At 63.5% G+C, this 17,590-nt stretch carries 12 protein-coding genes; 5 read left to right on the top strand and 7 right to left on the bottom strand.

Annotated elements, in window-relative coordinates; translation table 11 throughout:
- Positions 1–4: 4 nt before the first annotated feature.
- On the bottom strand, positions 5–1,333 hold the full coding sequence (locus tag SJY33_RS08530; protein WP_379922337.1) for an MFS transporter: 1,329 nt from the start codon (positions 1,331–1,333) through the stop codon (positions 5–7).
- A gap of 176 nt (positions 1,334–1,509) precedes the next feature.
- On the opposite strand from SJY33_RS08530, the gene SJY33_RS08525 reads away from it, so the two are divergent.
- From SJY33_RS08525 to SJY33_RS08510, 4 genes are all read left to right on the top strand, one after another.
- Complete coding sequence (locus tag SJY33_RS08525; protein WP_379922336.1) at positions 1,510–3,972, top strand: TonB-dependent receptor domain-containing protein; 2,463 nt, start codon at positions 1,510–1,512, stop codon at positions 3,970–3,972.
- Between the two features lie 121 nt (positions 3,973–4,093).
- The gene (locus tag SJY33_RS08520; RefSeq protein WP_379922335.1) at positions 4,094–5,173 is read left to right on the top strand and encodes a glycoside hydrolase family 68 protein; all 1,080 of its coding nucleotides are present in this window, start codon (positions 4,094–4,096) and stop codon (positions 5,171–5,173) included.
- A complete protein-coding gene (locus SJY33_RS08515) occupies positions 5,173–6,033 on the top strand; it encodes an ROK family protein (RefSeq protein WP_379922334.1) in 861 nt (286 codons plus the stop codon). Before SJY33_RS08520 ends, SJY33_RS08515 begins: the two co-directional genes overlap by 1 nt.
- 51 nt (positions 6,034–6,084) lie before the next feature.
- Positions 6,085–7,008, top strand: a complete 924-nt coding sequence (locus SJY33_RS08510) for an alpha/beta hydrolase (protein WP_379922333.1) — start codon at positions 6,085–6,087, stop codon at positions 7,006–7,008.
- Positions 7,009–7,160: 152 nt separating this feature from the next.
- On the opposite strand, the gene eda is transcribed toward SJY33_RS08510, so the two are convergent.
- The 4 genes from eda to SJY33_RS08490 all read right to left on the bottom strand — a co-directional run bounded on the left by eda (position 7,161) and on the right by SJY33_RS08490 (position 12,521).
- Positions 7,161–7,769 carry a bifunctional 4-hydroxy-2-oxoglutarate aldolase/2-dehydro-3-deoxy-phosphogluconate aldolase gene (gene eda, locus SJY33_RS08505; RefSeq protein ID WP_379922332.1) on the bottom strand — a complete coding sequence of 203 codons (609 nt, stop codon included), beginning with the start codon at positions 7,767–7,769 and terminating at the stop codon, positions 7,161–7,163.
- Positions 7,769–9,583 (bottom strand): phosphogluconate dehydratase, encoded by a 1,815-nt coding sequence (gene edd / locus SJY33_RS08500; RefSeq protein WP_379922331.1) that lies wholly within the window; start codon positions 9,581–9,583, stop codon positions 7,769–7,771. Before edd ends, eda begins: the two co-directional genes overlap by 1 nt.
- A complete protein-coding gene (zwf, locus tag SJY33_RS08495; RefSeq protein WP_379922330.1) occupies positions 9,576–11,015 on the bottom strand; it encodes a glucose-6-phosphate dehydrogenase in 1,440 nt (479 codons plus the stop codon). Before zwf ends, edd begins: the two co-directional genes overlap by 8 nt.
- Before the next feature lie 90 nt (positions 11,016–11,105).
- Positions 11,106–12,521, bottom strand: a complete 1,416-nt coding sequence (locus SJY33_RS08490) for a sugar MFS transporter (RefSeq protein WP_379922329.1) — start codon at positions 12,519–12,521, stop codon at positions 11,106–11,108.
- Between the two features lie 152 nt (positions 12,522–12,673).
- Here SJY33_RS08490 and SJY33_RS08485 point away from each other — a divergent pair, with 152 nt between their 5' ends.
- Entirely contained in the window at positions 12,674–13,699 is a 1,026-nt protein-coding gene (locus SJY33_RS08485; protein WP_379922328.1) for a LacI family DNA-binding transcriptional regulator, read from the top strand.
- Positions 13,700–13,748: 49 nt separating this feature from the next.
- Here SJY33_RS08485 and SJY33_RS08480 read toward each other — a convergent pair whose 3' ends face one another.
- On the bottom strand, positions 13,749–16,511 hold the full coding sequence (locus SJY33_RS08480; protein ID WP_379922327.1) for a phosphoenolpyruvate carboxylase: 2,763 nt from the start codon (positions 16,509–16,511) through the stop codon (positions 13,749–13,751).
- Positions 16,508–17,503, bottom strand: a complete 996-nt coding sequence (locus SJY33_RS08475) for a glucokinase (protein WP_379923554.1) — start codon at positions 17,501–17,503, stop codon at positions 16,508–16,510. Before SJY33_RS08475 ends, SJY33_RS08480 begins: the two co-directional genes overlap by 4 nt.
- Positions 17,504–17,590: the final 87 nt, after the last annotated feature.

Here is a 17,590-nt window from a genome sequence, read left to right as displayed (position 1 = left end):
GTCCTTAATCCGTCGCCAGTTTCGGTACGCGCGGTTTGCGGTGTCCGGCATCCACTATCAGCGTAGCCACAGCGCCTGCCAGCATCAAGACACCGCCAAGGATGAGCACATGACGCGGATCGCCGCCCAGCAAGGGGCGATAGATCAACGGCATCGTCAACGTCTGAATCAGCATCGGGATAACGATGAACAGATTGAAGATACCCATGTAGATACCGTTCCGGGCCGGGGGTATGCAATCGGCGAGCATCACATAGGTATTTCCCATCATCCCGGCCCAGCCGATGCCGATCCCAGTCATCAGCACAAACAGCGCGGCCGGTGTTGAGGCGCCCGGGATCATCAGCATTGCGGCACCCGATGCGGCAAGACATGCAGCGTGCACGTAACGCGCGCCAAAACGCTTGACCACAGGGATCAGCACCAGCGCACCCAGGAACGCGATAAAATTGTACAGCGCCCCCGCCTGCTGTGTGGTCAGCGTTGCTTCGCGGAACAGCGCGCTGGCCGGATCGCTTGTGCCGTAGATCGAACGGCCGACTGCAAAGGTGATATATTGCCAGTAGGCAAACATCGCATACCACTGACACAGCATCGCGCCTGCCAGTTGCCGCATCGGGCGCGGCATTTCGCGGATCGCATCACCAATTTCGGCGAAAGTGGCACGGGCCGTCAGCGGCTTGGCATCCAGTTCGGCTTGCTCAGCGGCATTGAGGGGCAGTTCGGGCACACGCCATACTGACCACACGATGGTTGAAATCGAAAGCACGGCGCCGATTACGAATGCAATCCGCACGATCACCGGAATGCCATTGGTATCAAGCATATCGCGCGCGACAAAAGCTGTCAGCAGCGACGGCGCAAGATAGGACAGGGTCTGCGCCAAGCCCGTAAAGGCGCTTTGCGTCAGAAAACCGGTCGATCGCTGATCGGGGGCCAATCGGTCGGCTACATAGGCGCGGTAGGGCTCCATCGTGATGTTGTTGCCAGCATCAAGAATCCACAATAGCGACGCCGCCATCCACAAGGTGCTGGAATAGGGCATGGCAAACAGCGAAAGCGTGCAAATCACCGCGCCAATAAGGAAGTAGGGGGTTCGGCGCCCCATACGGCTATTGGTCCGGTCACTCATCGCGCCGACAATCGGCTGGATCAGCAACCCGGTCATGGGCCCTGCCAGCCACAAAAGCGGCATTGTTGCCTCATCGGCACCAAGAAAGCCGTAAATTGGCCCCATGTTGGCCTGTTGCAGCCCAAAACTGAACTGCAGGCCAAAAAAGCCGATATTCATTTCGATGATTCGCAGCAGCGAAAGCCGGGGCTTATCGATCATGCTCGCCTGTCCGATCCTCTTTTTCGCACGGATCTTGCGCCGTGCTGTGGTTTTCAAGTGACATGATTCCAATTCATTTGCAAACGATTGCAAGAATCGTGTTGCAAACGTTTGCATAGACGTTAGGCAGCATTATGCCGCCGCCAGAGAAGCGCGCATTCGAGAGGAGAATTGCCATGAAATTGCGTTATGCGCTCTGCGCAAGTGCCGCCGCTTCGGGTTTGCTGGTCAGCCCGGCGTTCGCGCAGGACACCGCCGATGCCGCGGTGGTCGAGGGTGAGGAGATCATCGTCACCGCCGTTGCACGCGGGCAAAACCGGATCGAAAGTTCGGTATCGGTCAGCACCATCGGCGCCGATACGATTACCAAGCTCGCCGCGCCGTCTTCGGCTGACCTTATTCGTCAAATTCCGGGTATCCGTTCGGAAGCATCGGGTGGTGAAGGCAACGCCAACATCGCAGTGCGCGGCATTCCGGTGTCCACCGGCGGCGCGCGCTACATTCAGCTTCAGGAAGATGGTCTGCCGATCCTGGAATTTGGCGACATCATCTTCGGCAACGCCGACAATTTCCTGCGCGCCGACCGTTCCGTCGCCCGTGTCGAAGCGGTGCGCGGCGGATCGGCTTCGACCTTTGCATCCAACGCGCCGGGTGCAGTCATCAACTTCATCTCCAAGACGGGCGAACAGGAAGGCGGAGCAATTCAAGGCAGCGTCGGGCTCGACTTTGAAACCTACCGGCTTGATTTCGACTATGGCGCACCGCTGGCCGAGGATCTGTATTTCCATGTCGGTGGCTTCTATCGCACGGGCGAAGGGCCACGCAATATCGGCTACAACGGCTATGATGGCGGCCAGATCAAGGCCAACATCACCAAGGAATTCGATGGCGGGTACGTGCGCTTCCACGCCAAGTATCTCGACGATCGCACCCCCACCATCCTGCCGCAGCCGGTGTTCGTGGGTGGTAGCAACGGCAACCCCGACTACAACGCGATCCCCGGTTTCGATCCGCGCACCGATTCGCTTTACAGCCCGTTCCTGACCCCTGCGGTCATGCTGGACGGCGGCAACAACCCTATCAGCTACGATTTCCGCGACGGCTTGTCGGTGCAGAGCAAGGCGTTCGGCGTCGAGGCTGAAATCGACGTGGGCGGTGGTTGGACGTTGACCAACCGGTTCCGCTTTGCCGACAATTCGGGTAGCTTCCAATCGCCCTTCCCAGCGGGCGCCGGCGCTGCGCAGGCGATCGCCGATGGCATCGGCGGTGCGGGATCGACGATCGAATTCGCCACAGGGCCCAATGCCGGGCAGGCGGCCAATGCGGCCAATATTGGCGGCAACGGACTGCTGACCAATGTGGTGGTGTTCAACGTTCGGCTGAACAGCCTGGATAATGTCACCAACGATTTCCGCGTGAACAAGGCGTTCGACGTGGGCGGCGGCACGGCCGATTTCACCACCGGTTTCTACATGTCGCGTCAGTCGGTCGATACAGATTGGCTGTGGACCAGCCACGTTCAGACCGTGCAGGGCGATGGGCAGGCTGTGCTTGTCGACATTCGCGATGCGGATGGCGATCTGGTGACACAGAACGGCACCGTCGGCTTTGGCGCGAGCTTCTTCGGCAATTGCTGCCGCCGGAACTACGATGTCGATTACAGCACCTATGCTCCCTTCGCATCGCTTTCGCTGGAACTGGACCGTCTGACCATCGATGCATCGATCCGTTACGATTACGGCGATGCAAGCGGCACCATCACCGGTTCCGACAGCGGGTTCGGGATCGGCCTGACCAGCTTCGATTTCGACAATGACGGCGCCATCAGCCCGGCAGAGGCGCAAACTTCTGTGCTCCCGCTCGGCAGCGCGCGGCCCGTCGATTACGACTTTGACTATGTCAGCTTTTCGCTGGGAGCCAACTACCTCCTGACCGATGATCTGGGCATATTTGCACGCTACAGCCAGGGCGGACGTCACACGGCAGACCGCAGCCTCTTCTCGCCCGCAGTGAGTGTCGCCGATGGCGGCCTTCCCGGCGGCGATGAAGGGGTGATTGCGACCGTCGATCAGCTTGAAGCGGGGCTGAAGTATCAGGCGGGCGGCCTGTCACTGTTCGCCACCGGCTTCTTTGCCAAGACCGCCGAAACCAATGTCGACATCGCCCCTGTGGTTTTGTTCGACACCGAATACGAAGCGTTCGGCATCGAACTGGAAGGCGCTTACCGGGCAGGGCCCATCACGCTTTCGGCCGGTGCGACCTGGACTGATGCGGAAATCAAGGATGCGCTGGATACCAGCGTGATCGGCAACACGCCGCGCCGTCAGGCCGATCTCGTCTATCAGGCCACCGCGCAGTATGACGCCGACATGTTCACCGTGGGCGCGAACGTTGTCGGCACCACCGACAGCTTCACGCAGGACAGCAATCAGCTTGTCTTGCCCGCGTTTGCTCAGGTGAATGCCTTCCTCGCGTTTCGTCCGATGGAGCGGATCGAGGTGGGTCTGAATGCACAAAACCTCTTCAACGCCACCGGTTACACCGAGGCCGAAGAAGGTTCGATCCCGGCAAACGGCATCGTGCGCGCGCGCTCGATTGCCGGGCGCACGGTCCTGGCGTCAGTGCGGTTCGATTTCTGAGAATCCGTAACGACGCACAAAGGCTGGCCGCAGCGCCCTGTCTCCCCCCGGTAATTGGGTGCGCGGCCAGCCTGTTTTTCCCTTTTTTCTGACCATTGCCGATTTGGAAATGATTGCCGCGATGACCAGCGCCTGGACAGCCGAACACGTGACCCGCATCCGCCCCGACACGGCGGCGGTAATCCCCGCAATCACGGCGCCGGACCGGTCGGGACTGGATCCAGCGCGGCTGTACTGGGACATGTGGCCGCTTCAGGATGCCGATGGACAGCGTGCGAAGCTGGCAGGCCGGCCCATGTGGATGGCGCTGACCGCACCTGATCGCGGCGATCCGGCGCTGCGCCATTTTGAAGCAAAGATTCACTGGATCGAGCAGCGCGGCGGGGCGTGGCACGATCTTGGGCCTGTGCTGCCCGACCAACCCGTGCCTTACGAACGCGAATGGGCCGGATCGGCGTTGCTGCACGATGGCGTGGTGACACTGTTCTTCACGGCTGCTGGTACTGCGTCCCGCGCTGGGGGCTATCAGCAGCAATTGTGGAGCGCACAGGCGCATCTGGATGCCGATGGATGGCCGGGCGACTGGTCGTTCCCTGTGCCAATGGTGGCGGACTATGGCAACTGGTACATGCCCGCGGACGCACATGAAGGCGCCCCCGGAACGATCAAAGCGTTTCGCGATCCGTCCTATTTCCGCGACCCTGCCGATGGCGCACACTACATCGCCTTTACCGCGTCGCTGGCAAAGGCCGACAGCACCTTCAATGGCGCGTTCGGGCTTGCCAGGCTTGGTGCATCGGGTTGGGCGCTGTGCCCACCTGCGCTGCATTCCGCCGGCGTCAACAACGAGCTTGAGCGTGCGCATCTGGTGTCTCACGGCCAGCACTACTACGCCTTTTGGTCAACACAGACCGTGACCTTCGCGCCCGATCTGCGCCTAGCGCCGGGGGGATTGTACGGTATGGTCGCGGACAGTGTGAATGGCCCGTGGCGCCCGTTGAACGGAACAGGTCTGGTGCTTGCCAATCCGGCGAATGCGCCTTTCCAGACATACAGCTGGTTCGTCGATGCGGCGCTGACTGTTTGCAGCTTTGTCGATCTGCTGCCCGATGGCCGCTTCGGCGGCGTGCCGGCCCCGCTGATGCAGCTTGAACTGGATGGCGACCGTTCGCAGGTGCATCCGGTGCAGATGGCGCTGTGATGCTGGGCGGGATCGAAGCTGGCGGCACCAAATTCGTGCTTGCGGTGGGTCCTTCGCCTGACCGGATCGCTGCCCGCCACACCATCGCAACCCGTGATCCCGCCACCACGCTGGCAGAAGCGTCCGATTGGTTTGCCGGGCGCGGCGCATTGTCGGCGCTTGGCATCGGCAGCTTTGGCCCCGTCGACCTCGACCACCGATCCGCCCGGTGGGGCTTTATCACCAACACCCCTAAACCCGGCTGGGCCGACTGCGACATCGCCGGCTACTTCGGGCAGGCGCTTGGTGTGCCGGTGGGCTTTGATACCGATGTGAATGCGGCCGCGCTGGCCGAGCATGCGGCTGCGGGCAGCGCAGACGGTGGGCTGGCCTATCTTACTATCGGCACCGGGATCGGCGGGGGAATGGTGCTGGATGGTCGCCCGGTGCATGGCATAGCCCACCCTGAAATCGGCCACATCTTCCCGCGCCGCCACGCCGAGGACCGCGAATTTGCGGGAACCTGTCCGCGCCATGCAGACTGCCTCGAAGGGTTAGCCAGCGGTCCGGCGATCCTTGCGCGCTGGGGCTGTTCCTTGTCCGAACTTCCCGCAGGCCACCCGGGTACAGCGATCATTGCCGATTATATCGCGCAGACATGTCACACCCTGTTTGCCTGCACAGCGGTTGCGCAGATCGTTATCGGCGGCGGGGTGGCAAACGCGCCGGGCCTGGTCGAACAGGTCGCCTTGCGTGCCCGCGAATATGACGCAGGCTATTTTCCGGGCGGGTCGCAGCATCGCATCATCCGCCCAAGGCTTGGCAATGATGCGGGTATCACAGGAGCTTTGATGCTGGCGGCGGCTGCGCGCAAGGCTTGAGAAACCCTTTTGGCCCCGAGATAGGTGGGGCGATGCAAGGGAGGCGCGCCGATGTTCCGATGGCTGATGACATTTCTGGCACTGTGGGGCTGGACCGCACCGCTTGCCGTACAGGACGAAGGGCGGCTGATCGGGTATGAGCGGATTGCCGCCGCAGGACTGCCCGACCAACGCCTGACAATCTGGCTGCCGCCGGGTTATGACGCGGGCGCGCGCCGTTATCCGGTGGTGTACATGCATGACGGGCATAACCTGTTCGATCTGTCGCAATCCAACTTCAACAAGATCTGGGCCGCCGATAAGGCAATGCTAGCGGTGGTCGAAAGCGGCACGGTCGAACCGCACATCATCGTGGGTATCTGGGCGCCTGGGGCCGACCGCTATCGCCAGTATCTTCCCCGCAGCGCCTATGACGCGGCGCGCAAGGGGTTGCGCGCACAGATGGATGCCGCGGCCAAGGGGCCGGTGGTATCCGATCGCTATCTGGCGTGGATCGCAGGCCCGTTGAAGGCGTGGGTCGACAGCAGTTTCCGCACGCGTCCGGGCCGCGACGATACCGCCATTGTGGGGTCAAGCATGGGCGGGTTGATGAGCTGCTATGCCTTTCTGGAACGTCCCGAGGTGTTTGGCCGGGCGGGCTGTGTCAGTTCGCACTGGCCCGCGGTTGATCCGCAAGCGGTTGCCGATGGAGATAGCGCGCTGGCGAGCTTGTGGGATGAATGGTTTGCCGCACGGCTGGGCGAACCTGCGGGACGGCGTGTGTGGTTTGACCATGGCACCGCCACGCTCGATGCCTATTACGCTCCCTATCAAAACGTTGTCGATGCGCGGATGACTGCCGCCGGTTGGCAAAAGGGGCGCGATTGGGAAAGCCGCGTCTATGACGGCGCTGAGCATGAAGAGAACGCCTGGGCGGCGCGGTTGCCCGAAATCTTCGGCTGGCTGCTTGCCAAAGACCCCCAGCCGCAACGCTGACAACGATCCGGCGCGCCGCGTGTAGGAGACACATGAGACACTGTTCAGGGAAGGAAAACCGGCCCCCTGTCGGCCCGTGTCCCAATCGATCCGAGGCGTGGCACGAAGTCATGCACGAACCGTGTCGGCAGGCAGGCGCGTAGGAAAGTGTTCTAGCGCAGCGCAGCCGCTTCGCGCGCCAGGCCTTCGATCGTCGCACGGTCGGGCGCGCCCTTGGGAGAGACCCAGCTGCCGCCAACACACAGCACCGGATCAAAGGCGAGCCATTCGCTGGCGTTTTCCAAGCTGATACCGCCGGTGGGGCAGAACCGGACCGCACCGAAGGGGGCGGCCAGTGCCTTCAGCGCAGGCAAGCCCCCTGCCGCCATCGCTGGGAAGAACTTGAACCGATCGAGGCCCAGATCCAGTCCGCGCATGATATCGCCAGCATTGGCAATACCGGGCAGGAAGGGCACGCCGCTGGCAATCGCCGCCTTGCCCAGCGGTTCGGTAAGTCCGGGCGAGACGATGAATTCGCTGCCAGCATCCAGCGCCGCATCCAGATCGCGCGGGTTGGTAACAGTGCCCGCGCCCACGATGGCACCTTCCACCTGCTTCATGGCGCGGATAGCATCCAGCGCCGCAGGGGTGCGCAATGTGACTTCGAGCACGCGCAGCCCCCCCGCCACCAGCGCTTCGGCCAGCGGCACGGCGTGGTCGAGATCGTCGATCACGATGACCGGGATCACCGGCGCGGTGCGCATGATGGTGTCGATGTTCATTACAGTCCTCCGGTAGCCAACATCGCGCTGGCGCCTTGTTCGGCGCCGTCGGCGAAACGGCGCATCATGCCGAACAATTCGCGCCCCGTGCCCCTATCGGGCTGCGGATCGGCGGCAGGTTCGCGCGCCGACAGATCGGCGGTGGTCGAAAGCGTTCCGGTGACCGCGCAGACCCGCACGATATCGCCATCGCGCAGCCGGGCCAGCGGGCCGCCGCCCAATGCTTCGGGAGTGCAGTGGATTGCCGCTGGCACCTTGCCGCTGGCGCCTGACATCCGACCGTCCGTCACCAGCGCGACCTTGAACCCGCGATCCTGCACCACGCCCAAGGCAGGGGTCAGCTTGTGCAGTTCGGGCATCCCATTGGCGCGCGGGCCCTGGAAGCGCACGACCACCACGACATCGCGGTCCAATTCGCCTGCGGCAAAGGCGGCGTTGACCGATTGCTGATCTTCGAAGACGCGGCACGGTGCCTCGATCGTCCAGCGGTGTTCCTCGACCGCCGAGGTCTTGATGCAGGCGCGGCCCAGATTGCCCTGCAGCAGCCGCATCCCGCCATCGGGGCGGAACGGCGCGGCAACGGGGCGCAGCATGGTATCATCGCCCGCCGGGCCGACATCGCGCCACACCAGTTCTTCGACATCAAGCCCCGGTTCGCGGGCATAGTCGCTGAAATCGCCGCGTCCCACCGTCAGGATGTCACCGTGGGCAAGACCTGCGCCGAGCAATTCGCCGACTACATAGCCCATGCCGCCTGCCGCGTGGAACTGGTTCACGTCGCCCGATCCATTGGGATAGACCTGCGCAATCAGTGGCACCGCGCCCGACAGTTCGGACATGTCGTCCCAATCGAAGATTACGCCCGCCGCACGCGCCATGGCGGGCAGGTGGATCGCGTGGTTGGTCGATCCGCCGGTCGCCAGCAGACCGACAGCGGCATTGATGATCGCCTTTTCATCGACGCACAGGCCCAGCGGGCGGTATTCTTCGCCCTTGCGGCCCAGCGCCGCGACCCGGTGTACCGCTTCACGGTCAAGCGCCTGACGCAGCTTTGTGCCGGGCTGGATGAAGGCGCTGCCGGGAATGTGCAGGCCCATCATCTCCATCATCATCTGATTGGAATTGGCGGTGCCGAAGAACGTGCAGGTGCCGGGCGAATGGTAGCTGGCCATTTCGCTGGCGAGCAGTTCGGCGCGGTCGGCCTTGCCTTCGGCGTAAAGCTGGCGGACGCGCTGCTTTTCCTTGTTCGGAATGCCCGAGGGCATCGGCCCGGAGGGCACAAAGATTGCGGGCAGATGGCCGAACCGCAGGGCGCCCATCAGCAGCCCCGGCACGATCTTGTCGCAGATGCCCAGCATCAACGCGCCGTCATACATCGCATGGCTAAGCGCGACCGCGGTGGAGAGCGCGATCACATCGCGGCTGAACAGCGACAGTTCCATCCCCACTTCGCCCTGCGTCACCCCGTCGCACATCGCAGGGGTGCCGCCGGCAACCTGCGCGGTGGCGCCGATTTCGCGGGCGTAGATTTTCAGCCGGTCGGGGTAGCGGCCATAGGGCTGGTGGGCGCTCAGCATGTCATTGTAACTGGTGACGATCCCGATATTCGCGCCACGTGCCGATACCAGTGCAGGCTTGTCTTCCTCCATCCCGGCATAGGCATGCGCGAGGTTGGAACAGGACACGGCGCTGCGTTCGCCCATATTGTCGCCTTCACGGCGGATCAGGTCGAGATAGGCGCTGCGGCTGGCGTGCGAGTTTTCGATGACCCGCTGCGTCACCCGGTGAAGGGCATCGTGAAGGGGCTTATTCATGCCACGTTACTCCATCGCGTTCAGCCAGCGCGATGGCCGCGCTCGGGCCCCAGCTGCCGGCGGTGTAGGTTTTGGGCGTGACGTCATTCGCCTTCCAGCCGGCACGGATGGCGTCGACCCATTCCCACTGCGCTTCCACCTCGTCCCGCCGGACGAACAGCGTCTGGTCGCCTTCGACCAGATCGAGCAGCAGGCGTTCATAGGCGATTCGCCGCACCGCACCTGAAAAGACATCAGGCATGGCAATATCAAGCGGGACAGAGCGCAGGCGGATGCCTTCACGGTCAAGACCGGGCACCTTGGCCATCAGCGACAGCGTGATATTTTCTTCAGGCTGGATACCGATCACCAGCCGGTTGGGCTGCATCGTCGCGCCTTTACCGGCAAAGATGGAATGCGGCACGCAGCGGAACTGGATCACGATTTCGGTGACGCGCTTGGGCATCCGCTTGCCCGTGCGCAGGTAGAAGGGCACGCCCTTCCAGCGCCAGTTATCGACATGCGCCTTGATCGCGACGAAGGTTTCGGTGCCTGAATCCTTGCCCAGCTCTTCGTCATAACCCGGCACAGCCTGCCCGCCGATTGCGCCAGCACGGTACTGGCCCGTGACGGTTTCATTCGCGGCAACGCTGCGCAGGGCTCGCAGCACCTTGACCTTTTCATCACGCACGGCGGTTGCATCGAAATGCGCAGGCGGCTCCATCGCCACCAGCGCGAGCAGTTGCAGCATGTGGTTTTGCACCATGTCGCGGATGGCCCCGGCATCGTCGTAAAAGGCGACGCGGCCTTCAAGTCCCACGGTCTCGGCCACAGTGATCTGCACATGGTCGATGTGGGCGGCATTCCACAACGGTTCGAACATGATGTTGGCGAACCGCAGTGCCAACAGGTTCTGTACGGTTTCCTTGCCGAGATAATGATCAATGCGGAAGATGCGGTCTTCGGGGAAGGCCCCGGCGACGGCATCGTTGATCTCGCAGCTGGTGGCCAGATCGGTGCCAAGCGGCTTTTCAAGGCACATGCGCACCGTTTCGCCCGTCAGCCCGGCTGATTGCAGGCCCTTGATGGTGGGGCCGAACAGGCTGGGGGCGGTGGACAGGAAGATGGCGAGGCCATGCTTGGGCGTGCCGACCTTCTTGGCAAGATCGTCATACCCGTCAAGCGTGGTTGCATCGAGCGGCTGATAGCTCAGCCGGTTCATGAATTCCGCCATCCGGCCGCGTCGTTCCGCCGGGAGATACCGTTCCAGCGCGGCGCGGGCGAAATTGCGATATTCGCTATCGGTCATATCGCTGCGGGCCGTGCCGATGATTTTCAGATCGGTGGCCAGCAGCCCATCGGCATCCAGCGCAAACAGGCTGGGCAGCAGCATCCTTTGCGCAAGGTCGCCGGTGGCTCCGAACAGCAGCAGGCGGTCAGCGGTGAAGCTCATGCAACGTGGCCCCTTCTTGGCGTGCGCGCACCCTAGTCGCGCAGGCCCCGGGGTGCCACCCCGGCGCATACTTATTCAAGCAAGAAGCGGTCAGGCGGGCCTTCTGGCGAAGAACCCGAACCCGGCAATGATGAGGTAGCAGGCGATCGGAAGGATCAACGCTGTGCCAAGGCTGCCGCTGGCATCTGCCAGCATTCCGGTCAGCAGCGGGATCACCGCACCGCCGAAAATCGCGATGTTGATGATGCCCGATCCATCCGCCGCCTTGGCTCCCAGCTTTTCGCAGGCGAGGCTGAAGATGGTGGGGAACATGATTGAATTCATCAGGCCAACGGCGAGCAGGCTATAGCCCGCAGTGGTGCCCGCGGTGTTGGTGGAGACCAGCACCAGCACGATCGCCCCTGCGGCCACACCGGCCAGCACAAGGCCGGGACTGGCGAAGCGCAGCACCGCCGAACCAATGATCCGCCCCACCAGCGCGCCGCCCCAGTACAGGAAGATCAGATCGCCCGCGCCGCGTTCGGTCAGACCCATGACGCTTTCCTGCATCAGATAGCTGACGATCAACGAACCGATTGCCACTTCTGCGCCAACATAAAGGAAGATGCAGGCCGCACCGTAGGAAAATCGCGCGCGCGACAGCAGCGGGTTGCCCCACAGCCAGATCGCAGGCCCCGCCATCAGCAACGCGATCCCGGGAAGCTCGATCCCCTGGATCACCAGCCAGCCACCGATCATGATTGGCACCAGCCCGATCAGATAGCGCGCCAGCGTGGTCAGCGCCGCATCGCGCTGCGCACCGGCATCGTGCGGCAGTTTGCTGCGATACACCCACACCACTGCAGCAATCACCGCCAATGCCACGGCAAGGCCGATATAGGTCGATACAATCGCTGCGCTTTCGGCCGTGCGATAGGCATCAAGTTCCGCGCCGCTGAGTTCCGCCGCCGAAACGCCCGCCAATCCGCCGAGGATCAGACCCGATCCGACCCGCGGGAACACCGTGGTGCCCAGACTGTTGAAGGCCTGCGCAAACGTCAACCGGCTGTGGACCGTGGATTGCGGGCCAAGCAGGCTGATCAGCGGATTGGTGACGACCTGCACCACCACGACCCCGCTTGCCAGAATGAACAAGGCTCCCAGAAACAGGCCATAGGTTGCGGTCTGGCTGGCCGGGATGAACAGGAGGCACCCCGCCATCATCGTCAGCAGTCCGACCACCGCACCGCGCATGTAGCCCACGCGCTTCACCAGTTCGGCGCCCGGAATCCCGATTAGCAGATAGGCGGTGAAAAAGCAGAACTGCACCAGCATTGCTTCGGTGTAGCTAAGCGTGAAAAGCTCCTGCAGCTTGGGCAGGATCACATCATTGAGGCTGGTGATACCGCCGAAGATGAAGAACAGCGCAAAGACGAAATAGTTGAGGCCGGGTGCCTGAACATGCGGCGCGTCGCCCGCAATATCCCCCACAGGCGCCGCCGCGCCCCCATCCGGTGCCATTGCCATTGCTGCTCTCTCCCCGTGTCGCTTATAACTGCGAACGTTCACAATTCACGCGCTGCCTTTGATTTGCAAGACCTGCGCGCACAAATCCAGTGCGAATAGCAATGCAGGTGCGGCTTGCGCGGGGCTACCCACAGGTCCTAGAGAATATCGCCATGAACGGGGGATCACGCAGACGGCCGACATCGTTCGATGTGGCAGAGCGGGCGGGCGTCAGCCAGCCGACCGTCAGCCGTGCGCTGTCAGGATCGCCCGCCATTGCCGAGGCGACCCGCCGCAAGGTGGTCGAAGCGGCCGAGGCGCTGGGTTATTTCGTCGATGAACGCGCGGCGCGGCTGCGGCGCGGATCGACCGGAACGCTGGCCGTGGTGGTAATCTGCCGCGAAGGCGACAATGCGTCGAGCATCAACCCGTTTGCCTATGCGCTGCTTGGCAGCGTGTGCGTGGCAGCATCTGAACGCGGGTTTGAAACGCTGGTGTCGTTTCAGGCGCGGGACGCGAATTTCTTCGGACATTATCAGGAACAGGGCCGGGCTGACGGGTTGGTTGTTATCGGCACCACCACCAATTCGGCCGCGTGGGAGCATTTCCGCAAGCTGGAAGCCGAAGGGCGGCGGGTGGCCTATTGGGGTTCGCCCTTCGATGAACTTGACTGGGTGCGTTCGGACAACCGGCTTGCAGGACAGCTTGCGGTCGAGCACCTGCTGGCCGCCGGATACCGTCGTCCCTGTTTCCTCGGCGCGCTCAATACGCCGCAGGTGCAGTTTACCGAACGCTACGAAGGCTATGCCGAAGCGATGCGCGCCGCAGGCCACGATCCGTGCCTTGCGCCGACGGTCAACGCCCCGACCCGCGAGGAGGAAGGCCGCCGCGCCGCGCTCCGCCTGATCGAACGCGGGACCGATTTCGATGCCATCTTCGCCGCCTGCGATGCGATGGCGCTGGGCGCGATCGAGGCGCTTGCCGCGGCTGATATTGCCGTGCCGCAACAGGTGGGCGTGATGGGCTTCGATGATCTGGTCGCCGGGCGATTCAGCCGTCCGCCGCTGACCACCATCGCACCCGACCCCGCCGAAGCAGGCGCTGCACTGGTCGAAGCCGTTCTGGACGAACGCGAAAGCAACGCCCGCCGCCGCGTGCCCGTCTCGCTGATTGCACGGGGCAGCACCTTGCGTTCCTGATTGGCGATCGCGCTGGCATGATGTCAGCGCCGCCGAACCTCACCGGAAACTATCCGTGCGCGCCGAATTCGTTGGCGATGGCGGTCGAAATGCGCAGGTTGAGATCGTGTGCTCTTGCGATGGGTGTCATGAAGTCACGCTCGATCACGCCGTAGCCTTCCTCGCCGCCATCCGGATAATCGCTGGGTTCATCAAGCGGGAAGTCCCGCGGGCCGGGCACGCGCACCGGGAAAGCGCGCCGCAATTGCGCCAGCGCTTCGTCCACGCGCAGGGTCATCACCATTTCGATCACATCGCCGCGGCTGATGTCATTGGCGCGGCTGAAGGCGGGGACCGCCACGGCTTTCAGGAACATGTGCTGAAGCAGTGCCAGCCGCAGCGCCTGCAACACGCCGATCCGCCGGCGCACATGTTCGCGCGCGGCATCGGGCGCTTCGCCGGGCAAGAGATCGATCAGGCGGTGAAACTTCAACGCATCAATCCTGAGCCGGGATGCCAGCCGGCGAAATACACCGGTGCGGTCGTCGCCGACCAGATATTCGGCCAGCGCGGCGCAGGCACCGGCCAGATGATCTTCTGTCCCGCGATAGGTGCGGCTGGCCCAATAGGCCGAATTGAAGAGCTCGCCATAGGCAGCAACGGTCTTGATGCTCGCCAGCGCGTTGGCACGGCGCACCAGCCGCAGGATCTGCTGACCCCGCGGGCTGTCGTTCAGCAGCGCAGCGATTTCTTCGGGATTGCTGTCGGCAGCGGTGCCGATTCCGGCAATCACGTTGACGGGGTAGCCCAGCTGTTGAAGGATCGCGTTGTGCGGGATGGCGCGGATCTGCCGCAGGCTCATTTCGCGGTCGGCGTTGATATCGCTCTGGCGGCGCGACACGCGGCTGCCGGTGGGGTTCAACAGCCCCAGCCCGAAGGCCGTGACCGCGCGGGCATAGGTGCGGCTGGCCAGATGATCGCCCTGATGTTCCTTCACCGCACGGTAGAAATCCAGACTGATGTCGGTGCGGTGGTAGAAGGGATCGGCGGGCGCGCCGGGATCGGTTTCAGCCGGGCGCAATTCGGCAATCCGGCTGAGCGTGGCCAGCGCCAGTTCGGGCGTGGCAAAGAACAGATAGCCGTCACCGCCCTGAAAACTGGCTTCGGGTTCAAGCCGGATGCCCGCCCGCGTAAACCGGCGCCGCGCCCATGGCGAGAGGGGCCATTCCAGCCGATCGCGAAAACTGGCAGGATGCGCGCCGCGGCCCATGCCTTCGCCATGAGTGTTGAACACCAGCGCGGCGATATCCGACAGGCCATTGGCCGCCATCGCCTCGGCCAAACGGCCTTGAAGGCGTTCGATCGCAAGGCTGGCGGGGATCTGCCCGACAAAACGGCCTGCATCGGAAAAACCGGTCTGCACCGCCACCCGTCCGCGCTGGCGGGCGTAACTGCGGTACGCCGGTTCGGCCAGCAGCGCGTCAAGAAACCGGCCGCCATGTTCCAGCGCCGCTTCGGTTTCAAACAGGGGCGAAACATCGACCTTGCTTTCCACCCCGAACAGCTTGGCAAAATACAGCGCGGCCAGCACCGTCGCGGGCTGTTCGCATTCGGCCACAAGCATCCGGATCGGTGCATCGGCATCAATGTGCTTGAGGATTTGCGCCATCGCGATGAACTGGCGGATCGCGGTCGAACTTTCCGTGGCGAGCGCGGCGAAATTGGTGCGCAGGGGCGTGGTGTCTTCGACCATGCGGCGCAGCGTGGCAATCGCGCCCTTGCTGGCAAGGTCGATCGCTTCGCCTTCGCCCAGACGGCGGCGGACCGCGTTGTGCAACTGCTTGGCGTTCACGCGGAAGTGAATCCAGCCCATGCCCAACCCATCGGCACGCATCGCGGCGGCCAGCGTGAGCAACCCGACCGCGCGATCGGGCACGGCATCCTGCGCTTCGGTTTCCAGCGCGGCAATCAGCGGTGCGAGCGACAGCAGATTGTCGGGGCTGTGCGTGGTCAGCCGATTGGCGGCGGCGGCCAGCGCATCGGCGCTGGACAGGTCGGCGGCAAAATCATCGGCACGCGCTTGTGCAAAGGCGGATGCCTGGCGCAGTTGGTCAAGCAGCCGGTGCGCAGGATCAAGCTCTGCAAGGGCGGCGGTGTAGCGCGCCAGCCGTTCGGCCTTTTCCGCCAGCCGGAAGCCGATCGAGGTGTGCCACCCGATATCGGTGCGCCCGTCCATGTCGTAACCCACCCAGCTCGCAAAGCGGAAGGGCAGCGGGCGCAGGCTGCGCCATTGTTCGGGCCAGCGGGTCCGCGCTTCGGTCAGCAGGCGGGCCACGATCACGTCGCGCGCATCCTGCGCCCGCGCCATTGCCGCCATCGCCGCCCGGTGTTCGTGCTTCAGCGTGACAGGCGTGCGTTCCGGCGATGCCTCACCCACTGCATCATCGGCGCTGTCCGGCAAGGAAGCGGCCTGCGCGACAGCTTTGGTCTGTTGATCGGTCAGCAGAAAAGTGGGGTGCGCGGTAAACACCGCGTGAAGTTGTGGATTTTCCCAGCGGGCGCAGAACGTGCCGAAATCGTCAGTATCGTCAGCCAGCGACGCCGCTTCCAAAGGCGGGGCGAGCAGTTGGCGCAACCTTCTCGCGCGCGAATGCAAACCGTCGCATTCCAGTTCGTCCACCAATGCTGCCACATCATCCAGCGCAAGTTCGCCCGCTTCCAGCGCCCGCGACAGGTCGAGCGATAGCTGGAACACCGGATTGAACAGCGGTGTTTCGCGCGTTTTCTGGTGCAGTTCACCCAACCGCGTTTCCAGCGCTGCTATGGTTTTCATGCCGAGCCTCCATGTTCTGCCGCAAACGCCGCCGCCGCGCCGAACAGGCCGGGTTGGGGGTGTACGATCAGTTTGACCGGGATGCCCGCCATCAGGCTTTCAAACCGCCCCTTGGCCTTGAATCGCGACCCGAACCCGGATGACAGCAAGGTGTCGCGGATACGGTAGCCCAGCCCGCCCGCGATCACGACGCCCGCAAATCCGCCCTGCGCCAGCGCCAGATCGCCCGCGACCGAACCCAGCGACAGGCAGAACCGGTCCACCGCCGCGGCGGCGAGCGGGTCTTCGCCGCTGGTGCCCAGGTTCCAGATCGTGATGGCATCGCGTTCCGAAACGCTGCGCTGTTCCATCGCGGCCAGCGCCAAGTAGATATCGACGATCGCAGGGCCAGCCACCACGCGTTCCACCGATACGCGATTGTGGCGACTGCGCAGCCGGGCAAGGATAGCGTCTTCGATACTGTCGAGCGGGGCAAAGTCGATATGCCCGCCTTCGGTCGCCTGCACGCGGTATTGCGCGCCCGATCGCCACAGATGCGCAACACCCAGCCCGGTGCCGGGGCCCAGCACGCTGATCGTGCCTTCGGTGCCAAGCGGCTGATCGGGGCCAGCCAGATGCAGGAACTGGCTGTCGTCGGCGCGTGCAACAGCATGCGCGACTGCCGCAAAATCATTGACGAGCGTATAGCGTTCCACCCCCAGCTTTTCCGGGATCAGCGCCGGGCGGATGATCCAGGGGTTGTTGGTGAAACGGATCACCGGGTTCAGGTTGCCGCGGCTGCCCACGGGCCCTGCAATCGCCATGCTGACCGACCCGGGCAGACTGCCCCCGTTCATTTCGCGAAAGTGCTGCCAGGCGGTCTGGAAGCTGGCGTGATCCGCCGTATGCAGCGTTGCCGGTTCGCCCAGCGCAATCGACCCATCATCCGCGATATGGGCAATCGCGAACCGGGCATGGGTGCCGCCGATATCGACCACGACCACGTCTTGCATCATATTCTCCCCATGCAACTGCGCCTGCCGGGGAGGCAATAGCAGGCGGCGCGCGGAAATCCCACGCGCCGCATACTTATTCAGATT

This window comes from Erythrobacter sp. R86502 (assembly GCF_042466465.1).
Taxonomy (GTDB): Bacteria; Pseudomonadota; Alphaproteobacteria; order Sphingomonadales; family Sphingomonadaceae; genus Erythrobacter.
The sequence above is the reverse complement of the archived record's forward strand: the minus strand, read 5'-3'. Positions and strand labels throughout refer to the sequence as shown.

Coding starts and splice junctions, on each gene's coding strand:
- eda (WP_379922332.1), bottom strand. CDS start 7,769: ATGAACATCGACACCATCATGCGCACCGCGCCGGTGATCCCGGTCATC.
- SJY33_RS08525 (WP_379922336.1), top strand. CDS start 1,510: ATGAAATTGCGTTATGCGCTCTGCGCAAGTGCCGCCGCTTCGGGTTTG.
- SJY33_RS08520 (WP_379922335.1), top strand. CDS start 4,094: ATGACCAGCGCCTGGACAGCCGAACACGTGACCCGCATCCGCCCCGAC.
- SJY33_RS08485 (WP_379922328.1), top strand. CDS start 12,674: ATGAACGGGGGATCACGCAGACGGCCGACATCGTTCGATGTGGCAGAG.
- SJY33_RS08510 (WP_379922333.1), top strand. CDS start 6,085: ATGTTCCGATGGCTGATGACATTTCTGGCACTGTGGGGCTGGACCGCA.
- zwf (WP_379922330.1), bottom strand. CDS start 11,015: ATGAGCTTCACCGCTGACCGCCTGCTGCTGTTCGGAGCCACCGGCGAC.
- SJY33_RS08515 (WP_379922334.1), top strand. CDS start 5,173: ATGCTGGGCGGGATCGAAGCTGGCGGCACCAAATTCGTGCTTGCGGTG.
- SJY33_RS08530 (WP_379922337.1), bottom strand. CDS start 1,333: ATGATCGATAAGCCCCGGCTTTCGCTGCTGCGAATCATCGAAATGAAT.
- SJY33_RS08490 (WP_379922329.1), bottom strand. CDS start 12,521: ATGGCAATGGCACCGGATGGGGGCGCGGCGGCGCCTGTGGGGGATATT.
- SJY33_RS08475 (WP_379923554.1), bottom strand. CDS start 17,503: ATGCAAGACGTGGTCGTGGTCGATATCGGCGGCACCCATGCCCGGTTC.
- edd (WP_379922331.1), bottom strand. CDS start 9,583: ATGAATAAGCCCCTTCACGATGCCCTTCACCGGGTGACGCAGCGGGTC.
- SJY33_RS08480 (WP_379922327.1), bottom strand. CDS start 16,511: ATGAAAACCATAGCAGCGCTGGAAACGCGGTTGGGTGAACTGCACCAG.